Origin of the sequence: uncultured Meiothermus sp. (assembly GCF_937863175.1) — a bacterium.
GTDB lineage: Bacteria > Deinococcota > Deinococci > Deinococcales > Thermaceae > Meiothermus.
Window position 1 is genome coordinate 1 of sequence record NZ_CALMCQ010000238.1, and the last position, 21,496, is coordinate 21,496.

Here is a 21,496-nt window from a genome sequence, read left to right on the forward strand (position 1 = left end):
GGCCACATAGCGCAGAGAACCTTTTAGATTGACGCTGGGCAAAGCATCCGTTGGCTGCATAGGTATCCTTTGGGTCATCATGCTATGGTCTGGTCGGAGAAGCAAGTGAAGTTTGTACTCATTTAAGGCTTATAGCCCTTTTGAGATCTGGCTCATATATTTCTCAACAGGCTGCCGGCTTGGCCTGTGGATAACTCTGTGGATAACCTATGGTTTCCTGTGGATAACTTTGGGAGCCTCCCGGTGTTTCTCATGGTGAGGGGGTTGGTTTTCTCGAGCATGACACGATTGCGCCCCCGGACCGAATTGTGAAACGGTGGTCAATTCATGCGCCTTGGATTAGAGCCGCCAGGCCCAGAAAACCATCGGTTTGGGGGAGGCGGGGGGTTCCACGGTGCAGAAGGCGGGCCTGCAGTAGCCCAACGGCGATGGAAGAATTCCAATCCCAGTACAATCAGGGATATGATCCTCACCGCCGACCCACCTCCCGGTGCCCTGCTGATAGACAGCCGCTCGCCCGCCGAATATGCCCAGGGGCACCTGGAGGGCGCGCTCAATGTGGATTTCTCGGGGTTTCGGGGGCGTCTGCGCAGCGAGGAGGAGCTCCGGCAGCTCGAGCTGGCCCTGGCCGACCTCCACGGGCGCATCGGGGCTGGCCCCAACCGACCGGTAGTGGTCTATGATCTGGGCCTCAATACCCGCCTGGCCAAAACTGCTTTCATGCTTGCACTGGGCGGTCTGGAGGTGTATTTATGGCCGCAGGGCTGGGAGGCTCTGGCCACCAGCCAGACTCCCGCCCAGCCTGCTGCTGGCAAACCCTGGGCCAGGCTCAACCGCGACCTGCTGCTGACCGCCGACGAAATCAAGCAGATTTCGGAGGGGTTGTTGCTGGATGTGCGCGAACCCCACGAGTTTGCGGCAGCCCGAATTCCCGGTGCGAAAAACATCCCCCTGGGTGCTTTTGGGCTGGGCAACGCCGAAGCCCTGGGCCTGCCAGCAGGACAGGCGGTTGGGGTGTACTGCCGCAGTGGAGCCCGCAGCTCCAGCGCGTTCTGGTTACTGCGGCAGCAGGGTGTTCAAGCCAGGAACTATCTGGGCAGCATGCTCGAGTGGGAGGCCGAGGGCGACCTGCCGGTGGTGCGGTAACTATCGGATGTGCAGCCTTGAACGCACGGTGTCGCCGTTTATGCGCTCGACCTTGCGCCAGGAGCTTTCGTCGTTTAGATTCTGCCAGCGGCGTTCCTCGCGGATGTAGTTCCAGTCTTTGTCGTTCTGGAAATAGATCTGGATGCCCGAGGCTTCGTGGATGTTGAGCACCTCGTTGTCGTGGTAGTTGTACTCGTCGAAATCGGTGATGGCCTGCTGGGCCATCTCGGAGTAGAGGGCGTTTAACTCCAGCAGCAGGTCGTTGATGTTGCGATCCAGCGGGGCAACCTTCAATCCCACCCGCTCGGCCTCGCGGATGGTGATGGGATAGCCGTGTGAGGGGTAGTTGGAGTTGAGGTGGGTGCTGATGCGCTCGGCTTCGGCAGCATCGCTGATGTGGTAGGAGAGGATCTCCTGGCAAATCTTGATGGAAAGGCTACTCGAGCGGTCAATGGCCCCCACCACCAGGGGGTGGATGTACTTGAACACATCGGTGAAGGGGTTGTCGTGGTGGGACTGGGCATTGGTGTTCCACAGCTTGACGATGCGGGAGAGTTCGTCCTGGCTCACGCTCACCCGGCGGTTTTCCCGCTCGTCTATGGGCGAGAGCTGGTGGGTCAGCGACGAGTCAATGGCGGTCAGGTAGGCCAGCGGCCCCATACGAATCTCATCGGCGCCCAGGGCTATCATGGTGGCTGCCGAGGCGCATTCCAGCGGTACGAAGGCCACCAGGTGCCGGTAGTAGCCGCGAATCAGGTTGACCATGCGCAGGGTGGCCTCCACGTCCCCACCCTGCGACTTGACGAACAGGCCCACCGTATCACCGCTCTCGAGCCGCCTGAAAATCTCGTACAGCGCCAGCACATCGTTCTGGCAGACTCCGCCCCGATTTGACGTCCAGTAAGCCAGGAAGCGGAAGCCGGTGAGGTCTTCCAGTTGACCCAGGATGGCCTGGGTTTCGTCAAAAATCAAAGGCGGTTGCTTGATCTTACGTTCGACGGTCTCCATCCTCTCCATGGTAGCGGCTAGGGTCAGCCAGGCAGGGTCAAGAGGGCGCTGGGGGGTGAAGGGGCTTTGCTTGTAGGCTATGGGGCATGAAGGTATACGGTCTGAGTGTGGGCCCTTTGCAGGAAAACACCTACCTGTTGGTGGGCGAGGACGGACGGGGTGCCATTGTAGACCCTGGCGACGAGCCCGAGCGCATCCTGGCCGAGACCCGCCGGGCGGGCCTGAAACCCGAGGCTATTTTGTTGACCCATGCCCATTTCGATCATGTGGGGGCGGTGGCCCCCCTGGTGGAGGTTCTGAACCTGCCGGTTTATCTGCATCCGGGCGACCTGACCCTCTACCAGAACGCAGCCCAGAACGCGGCCCGCTGGGGCCTGTCTATCCCCCAGCCCCCAGAACCCGTCTGGCTACTGGCCGAGGGGCAGACCCTGGATTTTGGCCTGGGCCTGGAGGTGCTGTTTCTGCCCGGCCATGCGCCGGGGCACGTAGGTTTCTACAAACCAGGGCATCTGGTGAGTGGGGATGTGTTGTTTCGGGGTGGAATTGGCCGCTACGACCTGCCGGGCAGCGACCCCCAGGCCCTGTTCGCCTCGCTACAGAAACTCACCCGGTTGCCCCCCCAGACGGTGGTATATCCTGGCCACGGCCCCCTCACTACCATGGCCGAGGAAATCGCCAGCAATCCCTACCTCGCGGGCTAACTTGCGTCCGTACGATCCAGGCTTTAACCCCGCGATTTTAGGGCTTTCTCCCACCCCCCGCCGTGCGGCGAAATTGGCGCATCACCCGGCATCCCACGCCAAAAACCAGCGCATGGCCGCGGTCGGTATCCAGAACATGCAAAACGGTGTGTGGGATTCCACTCTCTCCTGCCAGGGGAGAGGGAAATTGGTCGGTTGTTAGGCGCCTGATGCCCAAGACCCCTGACTCCAGGCTCGATTTTGAGTGTTAGACTGTAGATGTGAGTGACCCGCTGGCCGAGTTGAACCGCTTGCAGGAACGTGACCTCGAGCTTGACCACATCCGCGAAGATCAATCCCGCATTCCCGAGGAACTGGGGCAGGCTCGTGTGCACACCAAGGCACTGGAAAATCAGCTCGGCGGCTTGCAAGACCAGTTGCGCGAGGTGCGCATGGCCTACCACAAAGCCGACCTCGAGCTGCAAGACCTCAAAGGCAAATACGCAAAGGCCAAACAGGCCCAGTCCCAGGCCCAGAGCACCAAGGAGCAGACCCAGTACGGCGAGCAGATGCGACAATTGGAGGATCGCATCGAGGAGATCGAGGGCAACGATAAGAAAAAGATCGTGGGCGAGATCATGCCCCTGATGGAGCAGATGGATGCCCTGGAAAAGCAGATCGAGGGTCTCAAGGCCAGCCTGGAGGAGGCCAGAACCCGGCTAGACCATCTGGAAGCTGCCAACCAGCAGCGGGTGGATGACCTCGAGGCTACCCACCAGTCCAAAAAAGCTGCCCGCGACCAGCTGGCTGCCATAATTCCTGCTCCAGTAGTCAAGGAGTACGAGTCCATCCGCAAGGCCCGCAAAGGCACCGGCCTGGCTAAAATGGCCAAAACCAGCAATGGCTATCGTTGTACGGCCTGCAATGTCCAGCTTCCCATGCACGTGGCCCAACAAATTCACCAGGCCAACAAGGTGGTGCGCTGCCCCTCCTGCGGGCGCATTCTCTGGAAGGGTGAGTAGGAGTGCTTTCCACGAATACTCCACACTGCTTTTCTTGCAGTACAGGGTAGACACGCCGCCGTAGGAGGGTATGTGAGCAGAAAGGGCGGCCTCACCGAGAGATGGATGGGGTACACGAACCCCCCCCTTCTGCGACACGGGGCCTGGTTCGTGGCCACCCTTCTCAGTTCAACCCCGGGCCTGGCGGTCTGTATCTGCACCCCAGCCCAAAAGTCCCTGACCTACTGGCTGCTGGCCGGGCTACTCGCGCTGGTCATGCTGGTCATCGTTTGGACTGCCCGCCGACAGGTGCAGGAGGCAGACCAGTACTCCGTGATGCTGCCCGAGATTCCCGATACCCCCTACCGGGTCACTGCCAGTTTCCAGGTCTACGATCTGCGCAGCCGAGAGATTGTCTACCGGGCCAGGAGCCGGGCCGAAGCACTGGGCTGGGTGGAGCGAACCCTCCAGTTGCAGCCACCTTCCCCCAACCAGTAACGTAGAGCGGTGCCCTATACCCCCATTCTCGCCACCCTGGGCTATGTGCTTTCGCCCGATGGCAAAGAGGCCTTGCTGATTCACCGCAACGCCCGTCCCGACGACCCGGCTTTTGGTAAGTACAACGGGCTGGGGGGCAAACTCGAGCCAACCGAGGATGTGGCTGCCGGTATGCGCCGGGAAATCCTGGAAGAAGCCGGCCTCGAGACCCAACAGCTCAGGCTGCGCGGAACCCTCTCCTGGCCAGGGTTTGGCCAGAACGGGGAAGACTGGTTTGGCTTTATTTTTGTAATCTCCCGGTGGTCGGGCACACCCCTCCAGACCAACCACGAAGGGAGCCTGGAGTGGGTTCCCATCCAGAAAATTGTGCGTCAGGAACTTCCCCTGTGGCCGGGCGACCGGCACTTTTTGCCGCTGGTTTTCGACGCTGACCCACGCCCTTTCCACGGGGTGATGCCCTATAAAAACGGTCAGCCGGTCTCGTGGTCGTTCACCCGCTGATACCGGGGCCGTAGAACCGAAGGGCTCACCGTCCGGGGCACGGTTGCTCGGGCAAAAAGCTGATTAAAGCCATCTCATCCCAATTCCTGGAGGTTGTGTTATCTTGACGTTACGTCGCGGCGTTGTTTTACGGTTATTCATCACATTTTTGGAAAGCCAGGGTTCTTATGATTACACTCCATCGTTCGGGACAGTACCGCTTCTATGTAAACTCGGGGTATAACCTCGAGCAGCCCTATATCTGCGTGAAGCACGAGGGACATTTTGCCAAGTTCTCGCTGCAACCGCTGGCGCTCCAGTCCAACAACGGCTTTTCCCGCACCGAACTGGGCCGCATCCAGCAAGCCATCCTGGATGCCCGCGACCAGCTCCTCAAACACTGGGCCAGTGTCCGGGGCAACGAAGGCGAAAAGCCCACCGGAGATCTGCTGCTGCACCAGGAGTAACTCCAGCAAACCCCCAGGCCGCTCTATGGCGGTCTTTTTGTTTTACCGCGCAGCACGCCATGCGCCGTACTCTACCCGCTGTGGCAAAGGCCGCGGTAGCGGATATCCGGAGCAAGCTCTGGCGGGACCACTCCAAGGGTCTCCTCTTTAGGAATTTGCCGTGCGCTGAGCTGCGCCAAAGCAACCCCCAAAAACGGGAATTTCTATGGTGGGCACACTTAGACAGGCCTTCCTGCCATCATGAAGCTGGCGGTCATACCGCCATCCACCGGCAGAATGGCTCCGGTGATGAAGCTGGCTCTTTCCGAAGCCAGAAACACCACAGCCTGGGCTACTTCCTCGGGCTTCCCCAGGCGGCGCAGGGCATGCAGGTCTTCCCAGTCCTGGCGGGTGAGTTCGGGGTGCTCCGACATCTGGATGGCCTGAAGCACCCCCTCGGTAGCGATTGCACCTGGAGCTACCGCGTTGACCCGGATGTTCATGGGAGCCAGATCCAGCGCCAGGGAACGGGTCAGGTTCACCAGTCCCCCCTTGGACGCAGTGTAGGCGGCGTTGTTCTGTTCGGCGAAAAGCCCCTGTACGCTGGCTACGTTTACAACCGCACCCCCGCCAGACCGCACCATCTCCCTGGCGGCCAGGGCGGAAAGGTGCATGGGCGCGGTCAGGTTTACCTCGAGGGTCTGCTGCCAGTCGGCCAGCCCCACCTTGAGCGCCGAGCCGGGGGCGGCGATGGCCGCATTGTTGACCAGCACATGAATGTTGCCCCATTGCTTGATGGCCTGCTCGACAAAACGTTCGCGGTGGGTGGCCTGGGCTATATCGGCATAGACAAACACGGCTCCGAGCCGTTTGGCGACCTCGAGCCCTTCGGGGCGCACATCACACAGCACCAGCATAGCCTGCTCTTTGGCAAATGCCTCGGCTATGGCCCGCCCCATCCCCCTGGCCGCTCCGGTTACCAACACCACCTTGCCCTGGAACATGCTCAAAGTGTATCCAATCAAGTCGGATATGATACAACTGTGACTCCACTATTCAAGAAGCTCAACCTCAAAGACCAGGCCGAGCTGGTCATCCTGAACGCACCAAAGAGCTTTGATGTTGAGTTGGAACAGCTACACGTCAAAATTCTCCATGACCTGAAAGCAGTCCAAAAAGTTCAATTCGCCCTGATCTTTGCAACCAGACAGGCCGAGTAGGTTACGGCTTTGCCGGAATCGCGTAAGCGACTCGCCTAGTGGACGAGGCTGCAAAGGCCATAGCCGGGAGGCTCGAAGGCGACGCCCTGGTCTGGTTTGCCTACCCCAAGGGCACCTCCAAAAAGTTCAGGTGTGAATTCAACCGCGACACCGGCTGGGCAGCGCTGGGGGAGCTAGGCCTGGAACCCGTGCGCCAGGTAGCCATAGATGAGGACTGGTCGGCGCTTCGTTTTCGGCGAGTGGAGTTTATCAAAACCATGAGCCGTAGCTTCGCCCTAACCCCCGAAGGCCGGGCCAAGGCAGGCAGCAAAGGTAGGGATTAGGCAGGTTCATTTAGAGATGGGTTGCACCCGTTGGAAGTGTCTCAGTTCTCAGCCCGCAGGTCGAACCACTAGCGAATCAGGCGGAAAATGAAGGGGTAGCGATAAGATTTGCCTTCCGATACCGCAATGGCAGCAGCAATCATGGTCCAGATCACCAGAATTGCCAGAATTATCACCAGGGGAATTCCGATCAGGATAAACGCCAGCGGAATCGCCAGCAGCCAGTAAAGGGTATAGCTGATCTGGGCGTTGAGGGCTTCCTTGGCCTGTTCCTTCACAAACAGCCGGTCGGGGCCAAAGATGTAGATCAACAGCGGAATCAGAATCTGCCCGATGGCAATTAGATAGCCAAAAATCGGGGCCAGGTGGGCCACAATGGCGATGTTGCGGTCGTCGCGGCTGGGTTCCATGCTCTAATAGTAGAACAAAAACCCCCGGGCCATCTGCCGAGTATGGTATTTCTGCGGCCACGTGACCCTACCGGCAGTCACAGCACCCGGCTTGCGAAAATTGCTCGAGCTCAGGGTCTGCGGGTCTTGCCGTCCAGGGTCAGGAGGGGGCCGTAGAGGTCGGGCCTGCGGTCGCGGAAGAAGCCAAAGCTGGCACGGAGGGTTCGGGCTTCTTCCAGGTCGAGCTCGGCTACCAGGACGGTTTCCTGGCTGCGATCGGCCTCGAGCAGCTTGTTGCCCATGGGATCCGCAATAAACGAAGAGCCGTAGAAGGTCTGCTCGAGGCCCTCCACCGCTTCCGTTCCCACCCGGTTGGCAGCGGCCAGGTAGCAGACATTCGAGACGGCGTGCCCAATCATGGCCCGCTGCCACATCTCCTTGGTGTCAATCCCGCCCGTCTCGGAGGGCTCGGAGCCGATGGCAGTGGGATATAGCAGAATCTCCGCTCCCAACAGGGCCATGCTGCGAGCGCACTCGGGATACCACTGATCCCAGCAGATGCCCGCGCCGATACTGCCAAACCGGGTATGGAAGGCTTTGAAGCCGGTGTCGCCGGGGTTGAAGTAGTACTTCTCCTGGTAGCCGGGGCCATCGGGAATGTGCGATTTGCGGTAGATGCCCAGGATTTCGCCAGTGTGGTCAATCAGGGCCAGGCTGTTGTAGTGAGCCTGACCAGCCTTTTCGAAGAACGAGATGGGCAGCACCACGCCCAGGTCTCTGGCCAGTTGCTGAAAGTGCGGAAGGAAGGGGTGGTTTTCGACCGGACTGGCCAGGGCAAAGTATTTATCCCGCTGGGCCTGGCACCAGTAGAGGTTCTCGAAAAGCTCCGGCAGCAGGACAATCTGCGCGCCCTGGGCGGCGGCCTTCTGCACCCACTGGGTAGCCCTGGCCACGTTGTGATCGCGGTCGGTGGTCATGGACATCTGGATAACGCCAAGTTTGGGCACGGTTCCTCCTATGAGCGCTGATCGCCAGTGGCCGCTAGCTGATCGCAAAAAAATTGAGAAACGGGCTGGTGGCCTAAAATCCGGCCTCTCAAGTTGCGCCACCCTGAGTGTACAGAATCGTGAACCGAAGCCTCAAACGGGTTCTTCTCAGGCGCAATTTTCCCACGCCCCACAACCCAGCCCAGTTTCATGCTCATGATGGATACCCCTGACCTGGTGTGAAAGTACCGATACGTCCCTAAGAGTTGTCGTACCTGACGTAGCTATTCACTTTTCTTTGTCGGTGCTGGATGCTGGCCCCGCCAGATCTCGCCCGCCGGCTGCTGCTGGGTCACGCAGTGGAAGCTGCCCCCGCCGGTAATCAGGGCCCGGCTGCTGAGGCCAATTACTTTGCGTCCGGGGAACAGGGGACGCAAAATTTCCAGGGCCTTTTCGTCGCCGGGGTCGCCATAGACCGGAACCAGAACCGCCCCGTTGGCGATGTAAAAATTGGCGTAGGTAAGCGGGAGACGGGTCTCGGGGTCGAGCCAGAGCGGCTTTTGCGGCAGAGGCAGGGCAACCACGCGGAAGGCCCCCAGACTCCGCAGAATTTCCAGGTTCTCCTGCAGGGGACGGTGGTTGGGGTCGTCGGGGTCTTCACAGACCGAGGTGACGATGGTGCGTTCGGAAGCGAAGCGGGTGAGGGTGTCCACATGACCGTCGGTATGGTCGCCCTCGAGCCCCTCCCCCAGCCAGATCAGGTTATCAATACCGAGATACCGGTCGAGATAGTCTTCAATCTCTTCTTCGTCGAGGTAGGGGTTCCGCCCTGGCGAGAGCAGACACTGGCGGGTGGTGATGCCCACACCCTGCCCGTTGACCTCGAGGGAACCCCCTTCCATCACAATATCCGCCTCGAACAGCTCGGCCCCAAGAATCCGGGCCATGTGCAGGGGCACCTGGTTGTCTTGCTCGGCGTCGTACTTCCCCCCCCAACCGTTGAACTCCCAATTGGTGGGAGCCACGACCCCTTCGGCGCTTCGCGCCCCCTCCCCCGCGTGCAGGGCAGGCTGTTTGGTGACGAAGATCGCTCCCGAGTCGCGCAGCCACAGGTCGTCGTGGGGAATGCGGTGAAAGCTAACATTACCGGAGAGCCGGGCTCTGGCGTCGCGCTCGGATTCCGGGTCGTTCACAACCAGTTGAACCGGTTCAAACTTCGCCAGCGCATTCACAAAAGCAGCGAATTCCTGCCGCACAGGCTCCAGATAGCCCAGCCATTTTTCGTTGTCGTAGGGCCAGGCCGTCCAGGTAGCGGCGTGTGGTGCCCATTCGGCGGGCATGGCAAAGCCCAGGGCGCGGGGGGTGAGGGTCTTCTCCACAAAAAGAAGAGTATAGCAGGTTGGGGGAAAGGGGGGATTTTTTGTCGTCTAACCGTTCCTGCAATCCAGCGAGTCCAGGATAATCAGAGTGCGGCAGCGCGAATTGCAGACTCGAGATCGGCCCAGAGGTCGTCGGCGTCCTCGATGCCCACGCTGAGCCGCAGGAGTGAGGGTGGGAGATGCTGTTGTCCGGGGATTGCGGCCCTGCGTTCTATGGTAGATTCCACTGCTCCGAGGCTGGTGGCGTGGTGGATGAGCTGGACGTTTTGGCAGACTCCATCGGCAAACCCGGCCCCTCCTAGCAGATCGAACGAGAGGATGGTTCCAAAGCCGATGGATGGTGGGGAAGCCATGATGCGAAGTCGGAGTAGCGGGGCATCCCCCTGGACTGCTCGGTAGCACGCGGGGAACCGGGTAACGTAGACTGGACACATGGCCCTACTCTTTGACGCGGATAGCGGTGACCACATCGGTGAGATTAGCAGTTCGCAACTGGATTTCCTGATCTCGCAAATGGAAGAAGAGCACCCCGACGACCAGGATTACTATCTAAATGCAGACCTGCTCGAGACCTGGCGTGAACAAGGAGCCGACCCCGCCCTGATTGATGTGCTCAGTAAAGCTATGGTGGGAAGAGTAGAAATGAGCATTCGCTGGTCGAAGTAGGAAGCCCAGGGCCCAGGCGCTCGAGGGGGTTGTCCCCGTGACCCTGGGCCCCAGACAAGAACTTTAGCCTAACAGGTATCGCTTGCTGCTCAGGACAGCGTAGCCTCGTCGGCCAGCCCTTCGGCCCAGGCCTCGAGGTGTCCCACATCCCCCACCGACAGGGCCATACCTTCGGGGTGTAGAAGGCGGGTTATGGAGGTGTTTTGAATCTGGAACTTACGCCAGGTGCCGTTTTCCAGCTTGAGGATAATTTTTAGAGCGGATCTAATCACGCCGCCGTGCGTAACTACCACGTGGCGTCCATCGGGTAATTCGTCCAGAAAACTTTGCACCCTTGCGGCCAGATCGGCCATGCTCTCACCACCGGGGCGCCGGGCATTCCAGGGGTCTAGCTGCACGGCCTGGTGAAACTCCGGGTAGCGCAATTCCATCTCGCTGCGCAGGAGCCCCTGCAACTCGCCCGCATAGATCTCACGGATGCGGGGGTCGTAAATGGGGGTCAGATGCAGCGCTTGGGCGATGGGCCGGGCGGTAAGTGTAGCGCGTTGTAGATCGGAGCTGTATAGCCCATCAAACGGGTGGCGACTGGCAGCAAGCCGCTCCGCGATGCGGTAGGCCTGGTGCAGTCCTGCGGGGGAGAGGTTGATGTCGTAATGACCCTGGAATCTTCCCTCGGCATTCCAGGGAGTCTCGCCGTGGCGCACCAGCCATAATTCTTTCATAGGAAACTTGGGGCTAGGGCTAGACTACCTCCACCCCTGACCCTTCCATGATATACCCTACCGGGTAACTCTTGGGAAGAAGCGAGCAGGCCCTCGAGGCCATCTCTGAACTCAAGACCAAAATGTAACCAAGCCCCATGTTGAAGACCCGGTACATCTCCTGCCGGTCTACCTTTCCCACCCGCCGAATTAGCTCGAAAATCGGGGGAACTGGAAAACTCCCATGCCGAATTTCTGCCCCCAACCCCTGGGGTAACACCCTGGGCAGGTTTTCGTACACGCCACCCCCGGTAATGTGGGCCATGGCGCGAATTTCGACACCTTCAGCCTGGAGTATAGAAACCGGATCCAGGTAAGGGCGGTGGGGTTCCAGCAAGGCATCGGCCAGCGACTGTCCGCCCAGGTCGGCCCTGGGTTCCTCGAGATTCCACCCCGCAAACACCTTGCGGGCCAGGCTGTAGCCGTTGGTATGCAGTCCCGAAGAGGGCAAGGCCAGCAGCACATCGCCAGGCTGTACCCTGGAGCCGTCCACAATCCTGGCCCTGTCCACCACCCCTACCATGGTGCCCACCAGATCCAGCCCGCCTTCTTGATAAACCCCCGGCATCTCGGCGGTCTCACCGCCCAGCAGGGGAATTCCCACCGCTTTGCAGGCTTCGGCCAGCGACTCCAGCACGGCGGCCAACACCGCTGCTTCCAATCGCGCACTGGCGATGTAGTCCAGAAAAAACAAGGGCCGGGCCCCCTGCACCAGGAGGTCGTTGACCGAGTGGTTCACGATGTCGAAGCCCAGTCCAGTGTAGCGCCCGGTCTGGGCCGCCAGCAGGGTCTTGGTGCCCACCCCGTCGGTGGAGGCGACCAGTACTGGCTGCGCCATGCTCTTAAGTTTGGAAATGTCAATCATGCCGCCAAAAGCCCCGATGCCGCGCAACACCTCGGGGGTGTAGGTTTCCTTGATTTTGCTGGCAGCGGCCTTCAGGGCTCCGGCTTTGCGATCTAGGTCTACGCCTGCGTCCTGGTATTTCAAAGTTCAACCCCCAGCATCTCGCTCAGCATCTTTTTCACCACATCGGCCTTAGCGGTGCCCCGGGTCTCTTTCATGATGGGCCCCAGCAGGGCATTGGCTGCTTTGAGGTTGCCACCCTTGACCTGCTCGACCACGCTGGGATTGGCGGCCACCACCCGCTCCACAATGGGCCGCAGCGAGCCTTCGTCCGAGACGGAGCGCAGGCCCTGCTCCTCCACCAGCCTCAGGGGGTCGGCCCCTTCCATCACCTCGGGCAGGAGCAGGCTGAGGACTCGATTGGTAATCTCGCGTCGCTCGAACAGCCCGGCCAGGCGGGCCAGGTTTTCTGGCTCGAGGGCAGTCTGATGCACCTCCAACCGCCGCTCGTTAAGGTAACCCGCCACCTCGCCATTGAGCAGGTTGGCAATGGTCTGGGGGCTGCCCTGGTAGGCTATCAGGGCCCGGTCGAAGAAGCGGGCCTGCGGGGTGTTGTAGGCCAGAATTTCGGCATCGTAGGGGCGCAGGCCAGTTTCCACATAGCGGGTGTATTTTTGCGCGGGTAGCTCGGGCAGGGCAGCCCGAAGCCGGTTCAGCCAGGTCTGGTCCACCACGATGGGGGGCAGGTCGGGATCGGGGAAGTAGCGGTAGTCGGCCTCGCCTTCCTTCAAGCGCATCACATAGGTTCTACCGGCGGCCTCGTCCCAGCCAAGCGTGGCCTGTTCAACCCTGCGGCCACTGCGCAGGATCTCCTGCTGCCGCCTGATCTCGAACTCGAGGGCCCGCACCACGCTGCGAAAGGAGTTGAGGTTTTTGATCTCGACCTTGGTGCCCAGCTCCCCCCCCGGACGGCGGAGGGAGACATTCACATCGGCCCGCATCTTGCCCTCCTCGGGGTTGGCATCGGAAACCCCCAGGGTCTGGGCAATTGCGCGGATGTGCGAGAGAAAAACCCTGGCCTGTTCCGGGTTATGGATATCCGGCTCGGTGACCATCTCGATCAGGGGCGAGCCGGCCCGGTTGAGGTCAATCAGTGAATAGTTGGCCGAGTCCGGGTGGGTGGACTTGGCTGCGTCCTCCTCGAGGTGCACCCGTTTGATGCGTACTTTCTGCCCCTCGACCTCGAGGTAGCCGTGCCCGGCAATCGGCAGGTCGTACTGGGAGATCTGGTAGTTTTTGGGCATATCGGGGTAGTAGTAGCTCTTGCGGTGAAACTGCGTCCAGGGGGCAATCTGGCAGTTCAGGGCCAGCCCGAACAGGATGCCGTAATCCACTGCTTGGGCGTTGACCGAGGGCAGTACCCCTGGCAGCCCCAAACAGACCGGGCAGGTATGGGTATTGGGGGCCTCGCCAAAATAGCTGGCATCGCACCCACAGAACATTTTGCTGCTGGTTTTGAGGTGCAGGTGGACTTCCAGCCCCACCACGGCTTCGAAATCGGGCATACCCAGTACATTATAGGGCGCGATAAGGCCCGGGACTGCCTGGCAGGAGTCACCTGGGTCGCAGTGTAGCCGCGAAAGGCTATAGAAGACTGGGTGGGTAAGTGCTAAAATCTCTTCTGCTTGCGCCAAGCAAGCCCTTGGCGCCCGTAGCTCAGTTTGGATAGAGCGAAGGTTTCCTAAACCTTAGGTCGCAGGTTCGAGTCCTGCCGGGCGCACCAGTCCAGGACGCAAAAACCAGGGTTGCCCAAGCCCTCCACCCCTGGCCTGCACCGAGGCTGCTTGACAGCCTTAAAGCATCCAGCCCACCCTGCCTGGGTGGGCTTTAATGTGAGTTAAAACCTTAGCTCGTTGAGCCCCCCGTAGGCCGGGGTGTCTTTTGGGTGTGGGTTTGGAGTACCAAGTCCCAAGCCGTTTCACCCAAAAGAATTCTCGAGCGGTGGTCAACCCCAAGCTCTAGCAAGACCAACACTTCTGCCGAGTTTCGGTTAAACCCTGCCGCCCACTGCAAAGGTGTCCAACCCCTGGTAGTGCCCTGGAAAGTCGTGTGACTATTACCGAGGATTTGGAATGAACCCCCAAATCTAGACCTGGATTTGACTAGCCAAGATTGCCATGCTACTATTCAGTGTTCCCCAAAAGCCAAAAAGGTTTCGGATGAACATTAGGAGTTCAAATGAGCAAAGGTATCGTTAAGTGGTTCAACGCGGAAAAAGGTTTTGGCTTTGTGTCGCAAGAGAGTGGCCCCGATGTGTTCGTGCATTTCACCGCCATTCAAAGCCAGGGTTTCAAGAGCTTGAATGAGGGAGATCAGGTAGAGTTCGAAACCGAACCCGGCAAGAACGGCAAAGGCCCCCAGGCCAAAAATCTCAGAGTGGTCTAGTTCTGTGGATGCAAGACGCCCCCTGAAGTTAGGGGGCGTCTTTTCATGTAATCGCTGGGAGATTTAGAAAAAGCTAAGCTACCTCAAAAACGACCGGTTCTCCGAAAGCCCTGGCGAAACTGCTCCATCGGGCTGGCTTTCAGGAGGGCTAAACGATCAATCACAGCCCGCACTTCTGGAGTGACCACAGCAGGTATAGCGATCCCACCTGCGCCAAACTCGATGGCTGGCCCCATCTCCATACTGGCCTGCTTCAGACACTCGGTGTAGAAGCGTGATGCCTCCCGGTTAAGGGAGCACATTTCCCTGGGCTGTACTTTATAACGCTCGGTGTAGAGGCTCATGGCGCGATTGTCGATCTCGGCTTGACTGAACCTGGCCTCTTGTGGAGGTGCAACGGAACCCTTTTCAGGGCTAGCGGATGTAGCGACGGACTTACGCTTCTTCATGTCTGACCTCTTTGGGGCTGGGGACTTTGCGCTGTAGGTCAGCGCGTTGGGTTCAGGATTACCGCTGTCCACGGCAAAGGCCAGGTGTTGGTTTGGCACGTCCGGGCTTTTCCACTTGCACAATCTTTGCAGGGCATCCAATGAGAATGGTGCACCTGGTTAGAGCGCTTCCTCATACGGCCTGCCGACGAATTGTTTGGCCCCGGCGAGGGAACCCGCATCCTGGTCACGCTGCCCCGCGCCCCTCACGATTGCCACCTTATCCTTTAGGCCAGGCATACATCCTCCATTCCAAGCGCCAAAGCGCGTTTGCCAAACCTTGAGCCCTGGTTCTTCCTCGTATAAACCCTGTCACGAGCCTGGGACAACCTTTGCCCGACCTCATAGGCCAAACCGACCAGGGGAGCCGCCATTTTAACCCGATCGCGCGCTTCCCAACTTCGCAATTTCACAATAGACCGCCCGACCAACCTTTAAGTTATTGCCTTTCACAATTCGACGCCCCGAAGAGCTCGATCCAGGGTTTAATAAACCTCAGGTAGCCCGAAACATACACGGGCGGTGGAACCCTCAAACACGGTACTGGGACATCTGGCTGGGTGGTGGAAAAGTTGAGTCCAGATCACCCCTGACACTGCCATGAAACAGCGGTACAAACCTTAGGGTGGGGGGTGGCCAGTAAGTGGATGGGCCGTTTCTGCCAAAGCATCCCCAGCCAGCAGAGGATTGTTTTAGAGGAATGACGTGGGACTCGGTGATTGGAGCAATATGCAGGAGCTTGGTGAACCTACCCGCCTCGACGAGCAGCTCTACCGTCGCTTGTCTGAGCTGCGGTCTGTGGTCGAGCAAAAGGGCGCGGAGCAGTACCAGCACTGGCTGCCCTACCTCAAACGGCCCATGTTTGCGCGTTCGGCCCGCAACCTGGCCGATTATCTGGCATTGCGCGAGCACGATCTGCGACCCCTTCAGCACGACCTGTCGGCGCTGGGGTTGTCGTCGCTGGGCCGGGCAGAGTCTCGAGTGCGGCAGAATTTAGACGCAGTCCTGGCTTCGCTTGGCCGCATCCTGGGTCACAGCGATCTGCCCTATCCCTCCAGGCAAACCTTCAGCACACATGAAGCCCAGCTCGACGAAGCAGCCGACGAATTGTTTGGCCCCGGCGAGGGAACCCGCATCCTGGTCACGCTGCCCGAAGCAGTGGCTACCGATCCAAGGCTGGCTTCAGGGCTGGTGGAGGCCGGGATGGATGCGGCCCGGATCAACTGTGCGCACGGCAACCCCGAGGTCTGGCGTGAGATGATTGCCCAGGTGCAACACGCTGCCCACAGGCAACCCATCCCTGTTCTGATGGACTTGAGTGGCCCCCGCCTGCGTACCGTGACGGTATGGGCGAGCCGCAGGCTTTTTGTCGGAGATCCGCTGGTGCTTACCACCCAGCCCGTCCCTGGGGAGCGTTACCCTTTTCAGGCCTCGATTGGGCTTCCCCAGGCGCTGGAGAGTCTGCGGGTTGGCCACCGGGTTTTTGTGGACGAAGGCAGGCTCGAGGCCCGCGTCGAACAGGTCAAAAAAGACGTTGCCGTATTAGAGGTGGTGAATACCCCGCCCAAGGGCTTCAAACTGCAACCGGAGAAGGGGTTGAACCTGCCCGATACTCCTCTTGAGATTGAAGCCCTGAGTTCCAAAGACCTGGAAAACCTCGATTTTGTGGCAAAGAACGCAGATCTGGTCGGCTACTCCTTCGTACAGCGAGCCAGTGATGTGGAGCGCTTGCTGGAGGAGCTGGAGGCCCGCCAGCCCTTGCGCACTCGAGGTATCGTGCTCAAAATCGAGACCGCCCAGGCCGTGAGCAATCTGCCCGAACTGATGGTGCGGGCTGCGGGCCGCTGGCCTGCTGCCATTATGATTGCACGGGGCGATCTGGCGATTGAGCTGGGCCATCAACGCCTTGCCGAGATGCAGGAGGAGATCCTCTGGCTGGCCGAGGCAGCCTCGGTGCCGGTGATCTGGGCTACGCAGGTGCTGGATCGGCTGATCAGGAAGGGAACTCCTTCCAGGGCCGAGGTATCGGATGCGGTGCTGGCGGCCAGGGCCGAGTGTGTAATGCTGAACAAGGGGCCCTACCTCGAACAAGGCATCGAGGTGCTGGCGGAAGTGCTGCGACGGATGCAAGACCACCAGTACAAAAAAACCCCCAAGATGCGCCCCCTCAAGACCTGGTCTTAGGTCCTCGAGTCGGTTCGGCCTTCCAGGGGTTCTCGGGCCAGGGGTGTTTGCTGTAACGTCCCCGCAGCTCCTTGCGAACTGCGGGATAGGTGTTGTTCCAGAAGCTACGCAAGTCTTGTGTGACCTGGATGGGCCGTCTAGCGGGCGAGAGCAGGTGCAGCAAGACCGGGGTGCGGCCTTCGTTGACGGTAGGGGTATCGGCCAGGCCAAACAGCTCCTGTAACTTCACTGCCAGCACCGGCGGGCCGCCGTCGGATGGGTAGGTCAGCTTGATGTGCGAGCCGCTGGGCACAGTGATCCGGGTGGGGGCCAGTGCGTCCAGCCGGGCCGGAAGCGGCCAGGGCAGCAGCCCTCCCAGGATGCTGGCCAGCTCGAGCCGGGCAAAATCCTCCCGGCGCCAGACCGGCTCGAGCCAGGGGGCCAGCCAGTCTTCCAGGGTCTTTAGCAGCTGCGCGTCGGAGAGATCGGGCCAGTTTTCATCGGGCCGCCAGCTTCGCAAACTTAACACCCGGGCCTGCCACTGGCGCAGTTCTTCAGTCCAGGGAAGCAGCCCCAGGCCCTCCGAGCGCACTACCTGGCAGAGAATTTTGCTGCGCTGCTGGGGGTCAATCACTCGTAAGGGTTGGCTGGACAGAACTATCTCTCCGATACGCATTTCGCGCTGGGCCAGCAATACCCCGTTCCGGGCGTCCCAGGCGACGGTCTTTAGCTGCCGGGCGAAGGGCTGCAGGTCTTCAACCCCAACCACCGAGGCCAGAAAGATTCGCCCTTCGTTGTCGCCTGCGTCCAGATGGGCTACCGCCAGCCAGGGTGAGCCCGCCAGGGGATCATCCTCCCCCAGCCGCACCCCAGGCCCACCGGATAGGCGGTAGCGCAGGCGCTCACCGTCGCGCAGGCGGGCCAGGCGGTCGGGGTAGGCCAGGGCAGTTAGCAGGCCCACCCCGCCCGGGTCGGGAGGGCGGTTGTCGGCGCTCACGCCCAGTCGTTTGCGCCACTGCGCACTCAGCCGCTCGACCCTGGACAGCACGCCGGTCTCGGCCCCGTGCAGGGTCTGCCCGTTTGTGCGCCAGGTTCGCAGGGCCCCCAGGCGCAGGCCAAGGTCGGCCCCGGCCTCTTTTGGCAAGGGGTCGCGCTCCTCCAGCAGGGCCGCCACGTCTGCGGCAAGTGCGCCCTGCCCCAGGGCCTGGCCTTCCAGCAACAGGTGGGCCAGCCGGGGGTGGGTGGGCCAGTCTGCCAACTGCTTTCCCCGCGCGGTCAGAGCGGAGTCTTCCAGCGCACCCAGGGCTTCCAGCAGCTCTAAAGCCTGCCGGATGGCCCCCCCAGGGGGCGGTGTGACCCAGTCCAGTGCGTAGGGGTCTTGTACTCCCCACTGGGCCAGCTCGAGCACCAGCGGAGCCAGGTCGGCCTCCAGAATCTCTGGTCTGCGCTGAGCCTGGAGCTGCGGGTGGGTGGCACGGCTCCACAGCCGGTAGCAGACCCCCGGCCCCAGGCGCCCGGCCCGTCCAGTGCGTTGTTCGGCGGCATCGCGGGTGACCCGGACGGTCTTTAGGCGGGTGAGGCCAGTCTTCGCATCGAAGGAGGGAGCCCTCGAGTAGCCCGAGTCCACCACCCCCCGGATGCCCTCGATGGTCAGGCTGGTCTCGGCGATGGAGGTTGAGAGCACCACCTTGCGCCGGGTGGGGTCGGGCAGGATGGCCTCCTGTTGGGCCGAGAGCGGCAGGTCGCCGTAGAGCGGGGTAAGCTTGACCTCGGGGTGGCGCTCGGCCAGCAGCCGCTGGACGCGCCTAATCTCACCCACGCCCGGCAGGAAGACCAGGATGTCACCGCTCTGCTCGCTCAAAGCCCTCGAGACCGCACCGGCCACAGCACCCGAAAGCGGGCCTGCCGGGTCGCGGGGCAGGTGATGGATCTCCACCGGGTACTGCCGCCCCTCGGCCCTGAGGACGGGAGCCCCCAACAACCGGCTCAGGTTCTCGCCGTCCAGCGTGGCCGACATCAGCAAAAGCCGTAGATCGTCGCGCAGGGCTTGCTGCACCTCGCGGCACAGCACCAGCGCCAGATCGGCTTGCAGGCTGCGCTCGTGGAACTCGTCGAAGACGACCAGCCCCACCCCTTCCAGGCTGGGGTCTTTTTGCAGGCGGCGGGTCAGGATGCCCTCGGTCAGCACCTCAATTTGCGTTTCTGGCCCCACCCGGCTTTCGAAGCGCACCCGGTAGCCCACGGTCTGCCCCACTTCCTCGCCCAGCAAAGCCGCCATACGGGCCGCCACATTGCGGGCCGCCAGGCGGCGGGGCTCGAGCATCCAGATTTTTTGCCCCCTGAGCCAGGGTTCTGCCAGCAGCTCCAGCGGCAAGACGGTGCTTTTGCCCGCGCCGGGTGGAGCCTGCAGAATCACCGTCTGGTGCTGGCCGAGCGCCTTTCGCAACTCGACTAGCACCTGGTAGATGGGCAGGGCTTCCTGGGACATGGTTCCGTCTTCCGCTCTGGTATTTTCTCACAAGCCCAGGGGTGGGGGGCTGCTACGCTGAATCCAGGGTGTTGGGCGTTTTGTGGTTCCTTTTTGCGTTGATCGCAGCGTTGATTGCTACACGGCTGGTGGGCCGTCCCAGTTTTTGGCGCACCGAAGCCCCTGCGCTGAGCGAGGTGCTGGGCGTCTGGTTCATCCTGACGCTGGTGGTGGGGGGTAGCCTGATTGGACTGAGCGAGATGCTGATACAGATCTGGGCTGGTCAAAACCCAGTGCTGTTGGCTGTGCGGTAGGGAAAATACAGAACTTAGAGTGCAAAAGTGCACTCCTGGGTGCAGTCCCTCCCCTGGCCTGGGTCTCGGACGAACCTCGAATTGATCAAACCGAATTGCTACCGTCTTTCCAAAAGTAACTGCGGCCTCCCACAAACACTCGCTCGAGACGCTTTCTTCACCATACGGCGAGGTCTTGTACAGACCCCGTTTATCGGTTCACAACCGGCGTTAGAAACGCGTTACGGTATTTTTTTGCTGGATTTCGACATCCTTGCCCTTGAACCCCCGCTATGTTTTAGGGTATGAGCAGGATTGAAGATTACATACCCTGGGCACAGAGCTTTGTCCAGGCACGGCGGGTGGTGGCAGTGCGAATGGACTACGAAAGTGGAGAGTACGAAGCCCTGAGCGAGACCGGCTCGAGCTACTTTCTGGATCGCCTCGAGCAGGCCAGGGCCCTGATGCGGGTCTTGCGTGAGGCTAATCCCGAACCAGACCGGGTTGAAGTTTGAACGGAAAAACAGGTGCCCTGGTTGGAACCATGACCAAACGGGGGGGTGCGGGTGCGGTGTTGTTACCATGGCAGTATGACAACTGTCGTGGGAGGCGATGGGCTTAGACCCGAAGAAGGGCCATTGCCGCCGCGCTGGCGGGCAGCCCGACCCTGCTGACCTGCGGGAGGCCGATGGCTGGATTCGTTGCTAAGCCCCTCGAGCCCCGCCTGCTGGCGACGGCTCAAGAAATCCAGGCCGAGACCCACGCCGATATCGGCTCCGACCATGCCCGCTTGCCCAGGTATCTGTTGGAAACGGGGCGGGTGCGACGGGTGGTGGTGGTGGAGAAAAACCAGGGGCCCCTGGAAAACTCGAGGCGGGCCCTGCAAGGTCTAAACGCCGAGGTAAGACGGGGTGATGGCCTGGCTGCGTTGAAGGCAGGGGAAGCCGACTCGTTGAGCCTGACCGGGATGGGGGCTAAGCTCATGGTCCGAATCCTCACCGCCCACCCCGCCAGAATTCCGCCCCGGATTGTGGTTCAGCCCAACGATTCTGCCGAACCCCTGCGGCGCTGGGCGCTGGACGCGGGCCTGGGTCTTTTGAACGAGCAGATGGTAGAAGGCTTCTGGCGCTACACTGTCCTGAGCTTTGGGATAGGGGAGGGTTCAGCCTATCGCGGTTTGCCCATGGAGACTGCCCTCCGCTTCGGGCCGATTTTGCTCAGACAAAAACACCCCTTGCTGAAAGCCGAGCTCTACCAGCAGCGGCAACGCCTGAGGCGACTGAAGCCGGTAGCGCGGGTACGGCTCGAGCTGGACTACTTGGAACAGGCCCTGGCGCTCCTGGAGGGTTGAAGAAGGGTGTGGGCCCGAAAGGTTCAATGCGGCAGCTTACGCTGTACCATCCCGTATACGTAGGTGCCCAGCAGCGCCCCCAACAAAATCACCAGCGCGCCCACAAAGCCACTGCCCAGCAGGGCGTAGATGGGGCCAGGGCAGGCTCCTACCAGTCCCCAGCCCAGGCCAAACACCGCCCCTCCCAGAAGGTAGCGGTAGCGTCCGGGATCGGGTGGGCGCACACGGAGGGGTTCCCCGTCGCTGGACTGGATGCCCAGCCGCCCCAGCAGCCAGAGCGAGAGCGCTGCGGTCAGTACTGCACTGCCAATTACCCCATACATGTGAAACGATTCGAAACGGAACATCTCGTAGATTCGATACCAGGAAGCAATCTCGGAGCGGAGGGCCACAAAGCCGAAAAACACGCCAGCCAGCAGATAAGGGAGATACTCCATCCCCCGAAGGGTGCGGTTGGCGCGG

General features: G+C 60.8%; 26 protein-coding genes and 1 tRNA gene. 15 read left to right on the forward strand and 12 right to left on the reverse strand.

From position 1 onward, the window contains the following. The first annotated feature begins 462 nt into the window (after positions 1 to 462). Positions 463 to 1,146: a sulfurtransferase gene (locus Q0288_RS09055; protein ID WP_299429622.1), complete on the forward strand. Its 684-nt coding sequence runs from the start codon at positions 463 to 465 to the stop codon at positions 1,144 to 1,146. Here the strand turns inward: Q0288_RS09055 and Q0288_RS09060 are convergent, their stop codons facing one another. Continuing rightward, on the reverse strand, positions 1,147 to 2,154 hold the full coding sequence (locus Q0288_RS09060; protein WP_299429624.1) for a hypothetical protein: 1,008 nt from the start codon (positions 2,152 to 2,154) through the stop codon (positions 1,147 to 1,149). 86 nt (positions 2,155 to 2,240) lie between these two features. Here Q0288_RS09060 and Q0288_RS09065 point away from each other — a divergent pair, with 86 nt between their 5' ends. From Q0288_RS09065 to Q0288_RS09085, 5 genes are all read left to right on the forward strand, one after another. Next, a complete protein-coding gene (locus Q0288_RS09065; protein ID WP_299429626.1) occupies positions 2,241 to 2,855 on the forward strand; it encodes an MBL fold metallo-hydrolase in 615 nt (204 codons plus the stop codon). Between the two features lie 260 nt (positions 2,856 to 3,115). Continuing rightward, on the forward strand, positions 3,116 to 3,856 hold the full coding sequence (locus Q0288_RS09070; protein WP_299429628.1) for a C4-type zinc ribbon domain-containing protein: 741 nt from the start codon (positions 3,116 to 3,118) through the stop codon (positions 3,854 to 3,856). 72 nt (positions 3,857 to 3,928) lie between these two features. Beyond that, positions 3,929 to 4,333, forward strand: a complete 405-nt coding sequence (locus Q0288_RS09075) for a hypothetical protein (RefSeq protein ID WP_299429630.1) — start codon at positions 3,929 to 3,931, stop codon at positions 4,331 to 4,333. Between the two features lie 9 nt (positions 4,334 to 4,342). Continuing rightward, positions 4,343 to 4,834 carry an 8-oxo-dGTP diphosphatase gene (locus Q0288_RS09080; protein WP_299429632.1) on the forward strand — a complete coding sequence of 164 codons (492 nt, stop codon included), beginning with the start codon at positions 4,343 to 4,345 and terminating at the stop codon, positions 4,832 to 4,834. A 167-nt stretch (positions 4,835 to 5,001) separates the two neighbouring features. Further along, a complete protein-coding gene (locus Q0288_RS09085; RefSeq protein ID WP_299429634.1) occupies positions 5,002 to 5,280 on the forward strand; it encodes a DUF4160 domain-containing protein in 279 nt (92 codons plus the stop codon). Between the two features lie 218 nt (positions 5,281 to 5,498). Here Q0288_RS09085 and Q0288_RS09090 read toward each other — a convergent pair whose 3' ends face one another. Beyond that, the gene (locus Q0288_RS09090) at positions 5,499 to 6,269 is read right to left on the reverse strand and encodes a glucose 1-dehydrogenase (RefSeq protein ID WP_299429671.1); all 771 of its coding nucleotides are present in this window, start codon (positions 6,267 to 6,269) and stop codon (positions 5,499 to 5,501) included. Positions 6,270 to 6,302: 33 nt separating this feature from the next. On the opposite strand from Q0288_RS09090, the gene Q0288_RS09095 reads away from it, so the two are divergent. Beyond that, on the forward strand, positions 6,303 to 6,479 hold the full coding sequence (locus Q0288_RS09095; RefSeq protein WP_299429636.1) for a hypothetical protein: 177 nt from the start codon (positions 6,303 to 6,305) through the stop codon (positions 6,477 to 6,479). Between the two features lie 38 nt (positions 6,480 to 6,517). Continuing rightward, positions 6,518 to 6,802 (forward strand): hypothetical protein, encoded by a 285-nt coding sequence (locus Q0288_RS09100; RefSeq protein ID WP_299429638.1) that lies wholly within the window; start codon positions 6,518 to 6,520, stop codon positions 6,800 to 6,802. Positions 6,803 to 6,870: 68 nt separating this feature from the next. On the opposite strand, the gene Q0288_RS09105 is transcribed toward Q0288_RS09100, so the two are convergent. The 4 genes from Q0288_RS09105 to Q0288_RS09120 form a co-directional block, all read right to left on the reverse strand. Beyond that, entirely contained in the window at positions 6,871 to 7,212 is a 342-nt protein-coding gene (locus Q0288_RS09105) for a DUF4870 domain-containing protein (protein ID WP_299429640.1), read from the reverse strand. Positions 7,213 to 7,322: 110 nt separating this feature from the next. Further along, a complete protein-coding gene (gene aguB / locus Q0288_RS09110; RefSeq protein ID WP_299429642.1) occupies positions 7,323 to 8,198 on the reverse strand; it encodes an N-carbamoylputrescine amidase in 876 nt (291 codons plus the stop codon). A gap of 263 nt (positions 8,199 to 8,461) precedes the next feature. Next, on the reverse strand, positions 8,462 to 9,556 hold the full coding sequence (locus tag Q0288_RS09115; protein ID WP_299429645.1) for an agmatine deiminase family protein: 1,095 nt from the start codon (positions 9,554 to 9,556) through the stop codon (positions 8,462 to 8,464). A gap of 83 nt (positions 9,557 to 9,639) precedes the next feature. Beyond that, complete coding sequence (locus Q0288_RS09120; RefSeq protein ID WP_299429647.1) at positions 9,640 to 9,990, reverse strand: PLP-dependent transferase; 351 nt, start codon at positions 9,988 to 9,990, stop codon at positions 9,640 to 9,642. On the opposite strand from Q0288_RS09120, the gene Q0288_RS09125 reads away from it, so the two are divergent. Next, positions 9,989 to 10,222 (forward strand): galactosyldiacylglycerol synthase, encoded by a 234-nt coding sequence (locus tag Q0288_RS09125; protein WP_299429649.1) that lies wholly within the window; start codon positions 9,989 to 9,991, stop codon positions 10,220 to 10,222. The two genes, Q0288_RS09120 and Q0288_RS09125, sit on opposite strands and share 2 nt — an antisense overlap. Positions 10,223 to 10,311: 89 nt before the next feature. On the opposite strand, the gene Q0288_RS09130 is transcribed toward Q0288_RS09125, so the two are convergent. Genes Q0288_RS09130 through gatB form a run of 3 tightly spaced genes read right to left on the reverse strand, consistent with a single transcriptional unit; the run spans position 10,312 to position 13,392 of the window. Further along, positions 10,312 to 10,944: a histidine phosphatase family protein gene (locus Q0288_RS09130; RefSeq protein WP_299429651.1), complete on the reverse strand. Its 633-nt coding sequence runs from the start codon at positions 10,942 to 10,944 to the stop codon at positions 10,312 to 10,314. 19 nt (positions 10,945 to 10,963) lie between these two features. After that, positions 10,964 to 11,971, reverse strand: a complete 1,008-nt coding sequence (purM, locus tag Q0288_RS09135; protein ID WP_299429653.1) for a phosphoribosylformylglycinamidine cyclo-ligase — start codon at positions 11,969 to 11,971, stop codon at positions 10,964 to 10,966. After that, on the reverse strand, positions 11,968 to 13,392 hold the full coding sequence (gene gatB / locus Q0288_RS09140) for an Asp-tRNA(Asn)/Glu-tRNA(Gln) amidotransferase subunit GatB (RefSeq protein WP_299429655.1): 1,425 nt from the start codon (positions 13,390 to 13,392) through the stop codon (positions 11,968 to 11,970). Before gatB ends, purM begins: the two co-directional genes overlap by 4 nt. Positions 13,393 to 13,532: 140 nt before the next feature. On the opposite strand from gatB, the gene Q0288_RS09145 reads away from it, so the two are divergent. Together Q0288_RS09145 and Q0288_RS09150 are read left to right on the forward strand one after the other, a co-directional pair. Beyond that, positions 13,533 to 13,610: transfer RNA gene (locus Q0288_RS09145), tRNA-Arg, on the forward strand. A gap of 455 nt (positions 13,611 to 14,065) precedes the next feature. Further along, positions 14,066 to 14,272, forward strand: a complete 207-nt coding sequence (locus Q0288_RS09150) for a cold-shock protein (RefSeq protein WP_299429657.1) — start codon at positions 14,066 to 14,068, stop codon at positions 14,270 to 14,272. Positions 14,273 to 14,355: 83 nt separating this feature from the next. Here Q0288_RS09150 and Q0288_RS09155 read toward each other — a convergent pair whose 3' ends face one another. Further along, complete coding sequence (locus tag Q0288_RS09155; RefSeq protein WP_299429659.1) at positions 14,356 to 14,616, reverse strand: hypothetical protein; 261 nt, start codon at positions 14,614 to 14,616, stop codon at positions 14,356 to 14,358. Positions 14,617 to 15,489: 873 nt separating this feature from the next. Here Q0288_RS09155 and Q0288_RS09160 point away from each other — a divergent pair. After that, complete coding sequence (locus tag Q0288_RS09160) at positions 15,490 to 16,944, forward strand: pyruvate kinase (protein WP_299429661.1); 1,455 nt, start codon at positions 15,490 to 15,492, stop codon at positions 16,942 to 16,944. Here the strand turns inward: Q0288_RS09160 and hrpB are convergent. Then, on the reverse strand, positions 16,928 to 19,411 hold the full coding sequence (hrpB, locus tag Q0288_RS09165) for an ATP-dependent helicase HrpB (protein ID WP_299429664.1): 2,484 nt from the start codon (positions 19,409 to 19,411) through the stop codon (positions 16,928 to 16,930). The two genes, Q0288_RS09160 and hrpB, sit on opposite strands and share 17 nt — an antisense overlap. A 68-nt stretch (positions 19,412 to 19,479) precedes the next feature. Between hrpB and Q0288_RS09170 the strand changes: the two genes are divergently transcribed. The 3 genes from Q0288_RS09170 to Q0288_RS09180 all read left to right on the forward strand — a co-directional run bounded on the left by Q0288_RS09170 (position 19,480) and on the right by Q0288_RS09180 (position 21,034). Then, positions 19,480 to 19,704 carry a hypothetical protein gene (locus Q0288_RS09170; RefSeq protein ID WP_299429665.1) on the forward strand — a complete coding sequence of 75 codons (225 nt, stop codon included), beginning with the start codon at positions 19,480 to 19,482 and terminating at the stop codon, positions 19,702 to 19,704. Positions 19,705 to 19,988: 284 nt separating this feature from the next. Continuing rightward, the gene (locus Q0288_RS09175) at positions 19,989 to 20,198 is read left to right on the forward strand and encodes a hypothetical protein (protein ID WP_299429667.1); all 210 of its coding nucleotides are present in this window, start codon (positions 19,989 to 19,991) and stop codon (positions 20,196 to 20,198) included. 173 nt (positions 20,199 to 20,371) lie between these two features. After that, positions 20,372 to 21,034 (forward strand): tRNA (adenine(22)-N(1))-methyltransferase TrmK, encoded by a 663-nt coding sequence (locus Q0288_RS09180; protein WP_299429669.1) that lies wholly within the window; start codon positions 20,372 to 20,374, stop codon positions 21,032 to 21,034. 23 nt (positions 21,035 to 21,057) lie between these two features. Here the strand turns inward: Q0288_RS09180 and Q0288_RS09185 are convergent, their stop codons facing one another. After that, positions 21,058 to 21,471, reverse strand: coding sequence for a DUF6691 family protein (locus Q0288_RS09185; protein WP_299429673.1), 414 nt, complete (start codon positions 21,469 to 21,471; stop codon positions 21,058 to 21,060). Positions 21,472 to 21,496: the final 25 nt, after the last annotated feature.

Coding starts and splice junctions, on each gene's coding strand:
- Q0288_RS09055 (WP_299429622.1), top strand. CDS start 463: ATGATCCTCACCGCCGACCCACCTCCCGGTGCCCTGCTGATAGACAGC.
- Q0288_RS09060 (WP_299429624.1), bottom strand. CDS start 2,154: ATGGAGACCGTCGAACGTAAGATCAAGCAACCGCCTTTGATTTTTGAC.
- Q0288_RS09065 (WP_299429626.1), top strand. CDS start 2,241: ATGAAGGTATACGGTCTGAGTGTGGGCCCTTTGCAGGAAAACACCTAC.
- Q0288_RS09085 (WP_299429634.1), top strand. CDS start 5,002: ATGATTACACTCCATCGTTCGGGACAGTACCGCTTCTATGTAAACTCG.
- Q0288_RS09105 (WP_299429640.1), bottom strand. CDS start 7,212: ATGGAACCCAGCCGCGACGACCGCAACATCGCCATTGTGGCCCACCTG.
- Q0288_RS09125 (WP_299429649.1), top strand. CDS start 9,989: ATGGCCCTACTCTTTGACGCGGATAGCGGTGACCACATCGGTGAGATT.
- Q0288_RS09120 (WP_299429647.1), bottom strand. CDS start 9,990: ATGTGTCCAGTCTACGTTACCCGGTTCCCCGCGTGCTACCGAGCAGTC.
- Q0288_RS09130 (WP_299429651.1), bottom strand. CDS start 10,944: ATGAAAGAATTATGGCTGGTGCGCCACGGCGAGACTCCCTGGAATGCC.
- gatB (WP_299429655.1), bottom strand. CDS start 13,392: ATGCCCGATTTCGAAGCCGTGGTGGGGCTGGAAGTCCACCTGCACCTC.
- Q0288_RS09150 (WP_299429657.1), top strand. CDS start 14,066: ATGAGCAAAGGTATCGTTAAGTGGTTCAACGCGGAAAAAGGTTTTGGC.
- Q0288_RS09155 (WP_299429659.1), bottom strand. CDS start 14,616: ATGAGCCTCTACACCGAGCGTTATAAAGTACAGCCCAGGGAAATGTGC.
- Q0288_RS09160 (WP_299429661.1), top strand. CDS start 15,490: ATGCAGGAGCTTGGTGAACCTACCCGCCTCGACGAGCAGCTCTACCGT.
- hrpB (WP_299429664.1), bottom strand. CDS start 19,411: ATGTCCCAGGAAGCCCTGCCCATCTACCAGGTGCTAGTCGAGTTGCGA.
- Q0288_RS09175 (WP_299429667.1), top strand. CDS start 19,989: ATGAGCAGGATTGAAGATTACATACCCTGGGCACAGAGCTTTGTCCAG.
- Q0288_RS09180 (WP_299429669.1), top strand. CDS start 20,372: ATGGCTGGATTCGTTGCTAAGCCCCTCGAGCCCCGCCTGCTGGCGACG.
- Q0288_RS09185 (WP_299429673.1), bottom strand. CDS start 21,471: ATGGAGTATCTCCCTTATCTGCTGGCTGGCGTGTTTTTCGGCTTTGTG.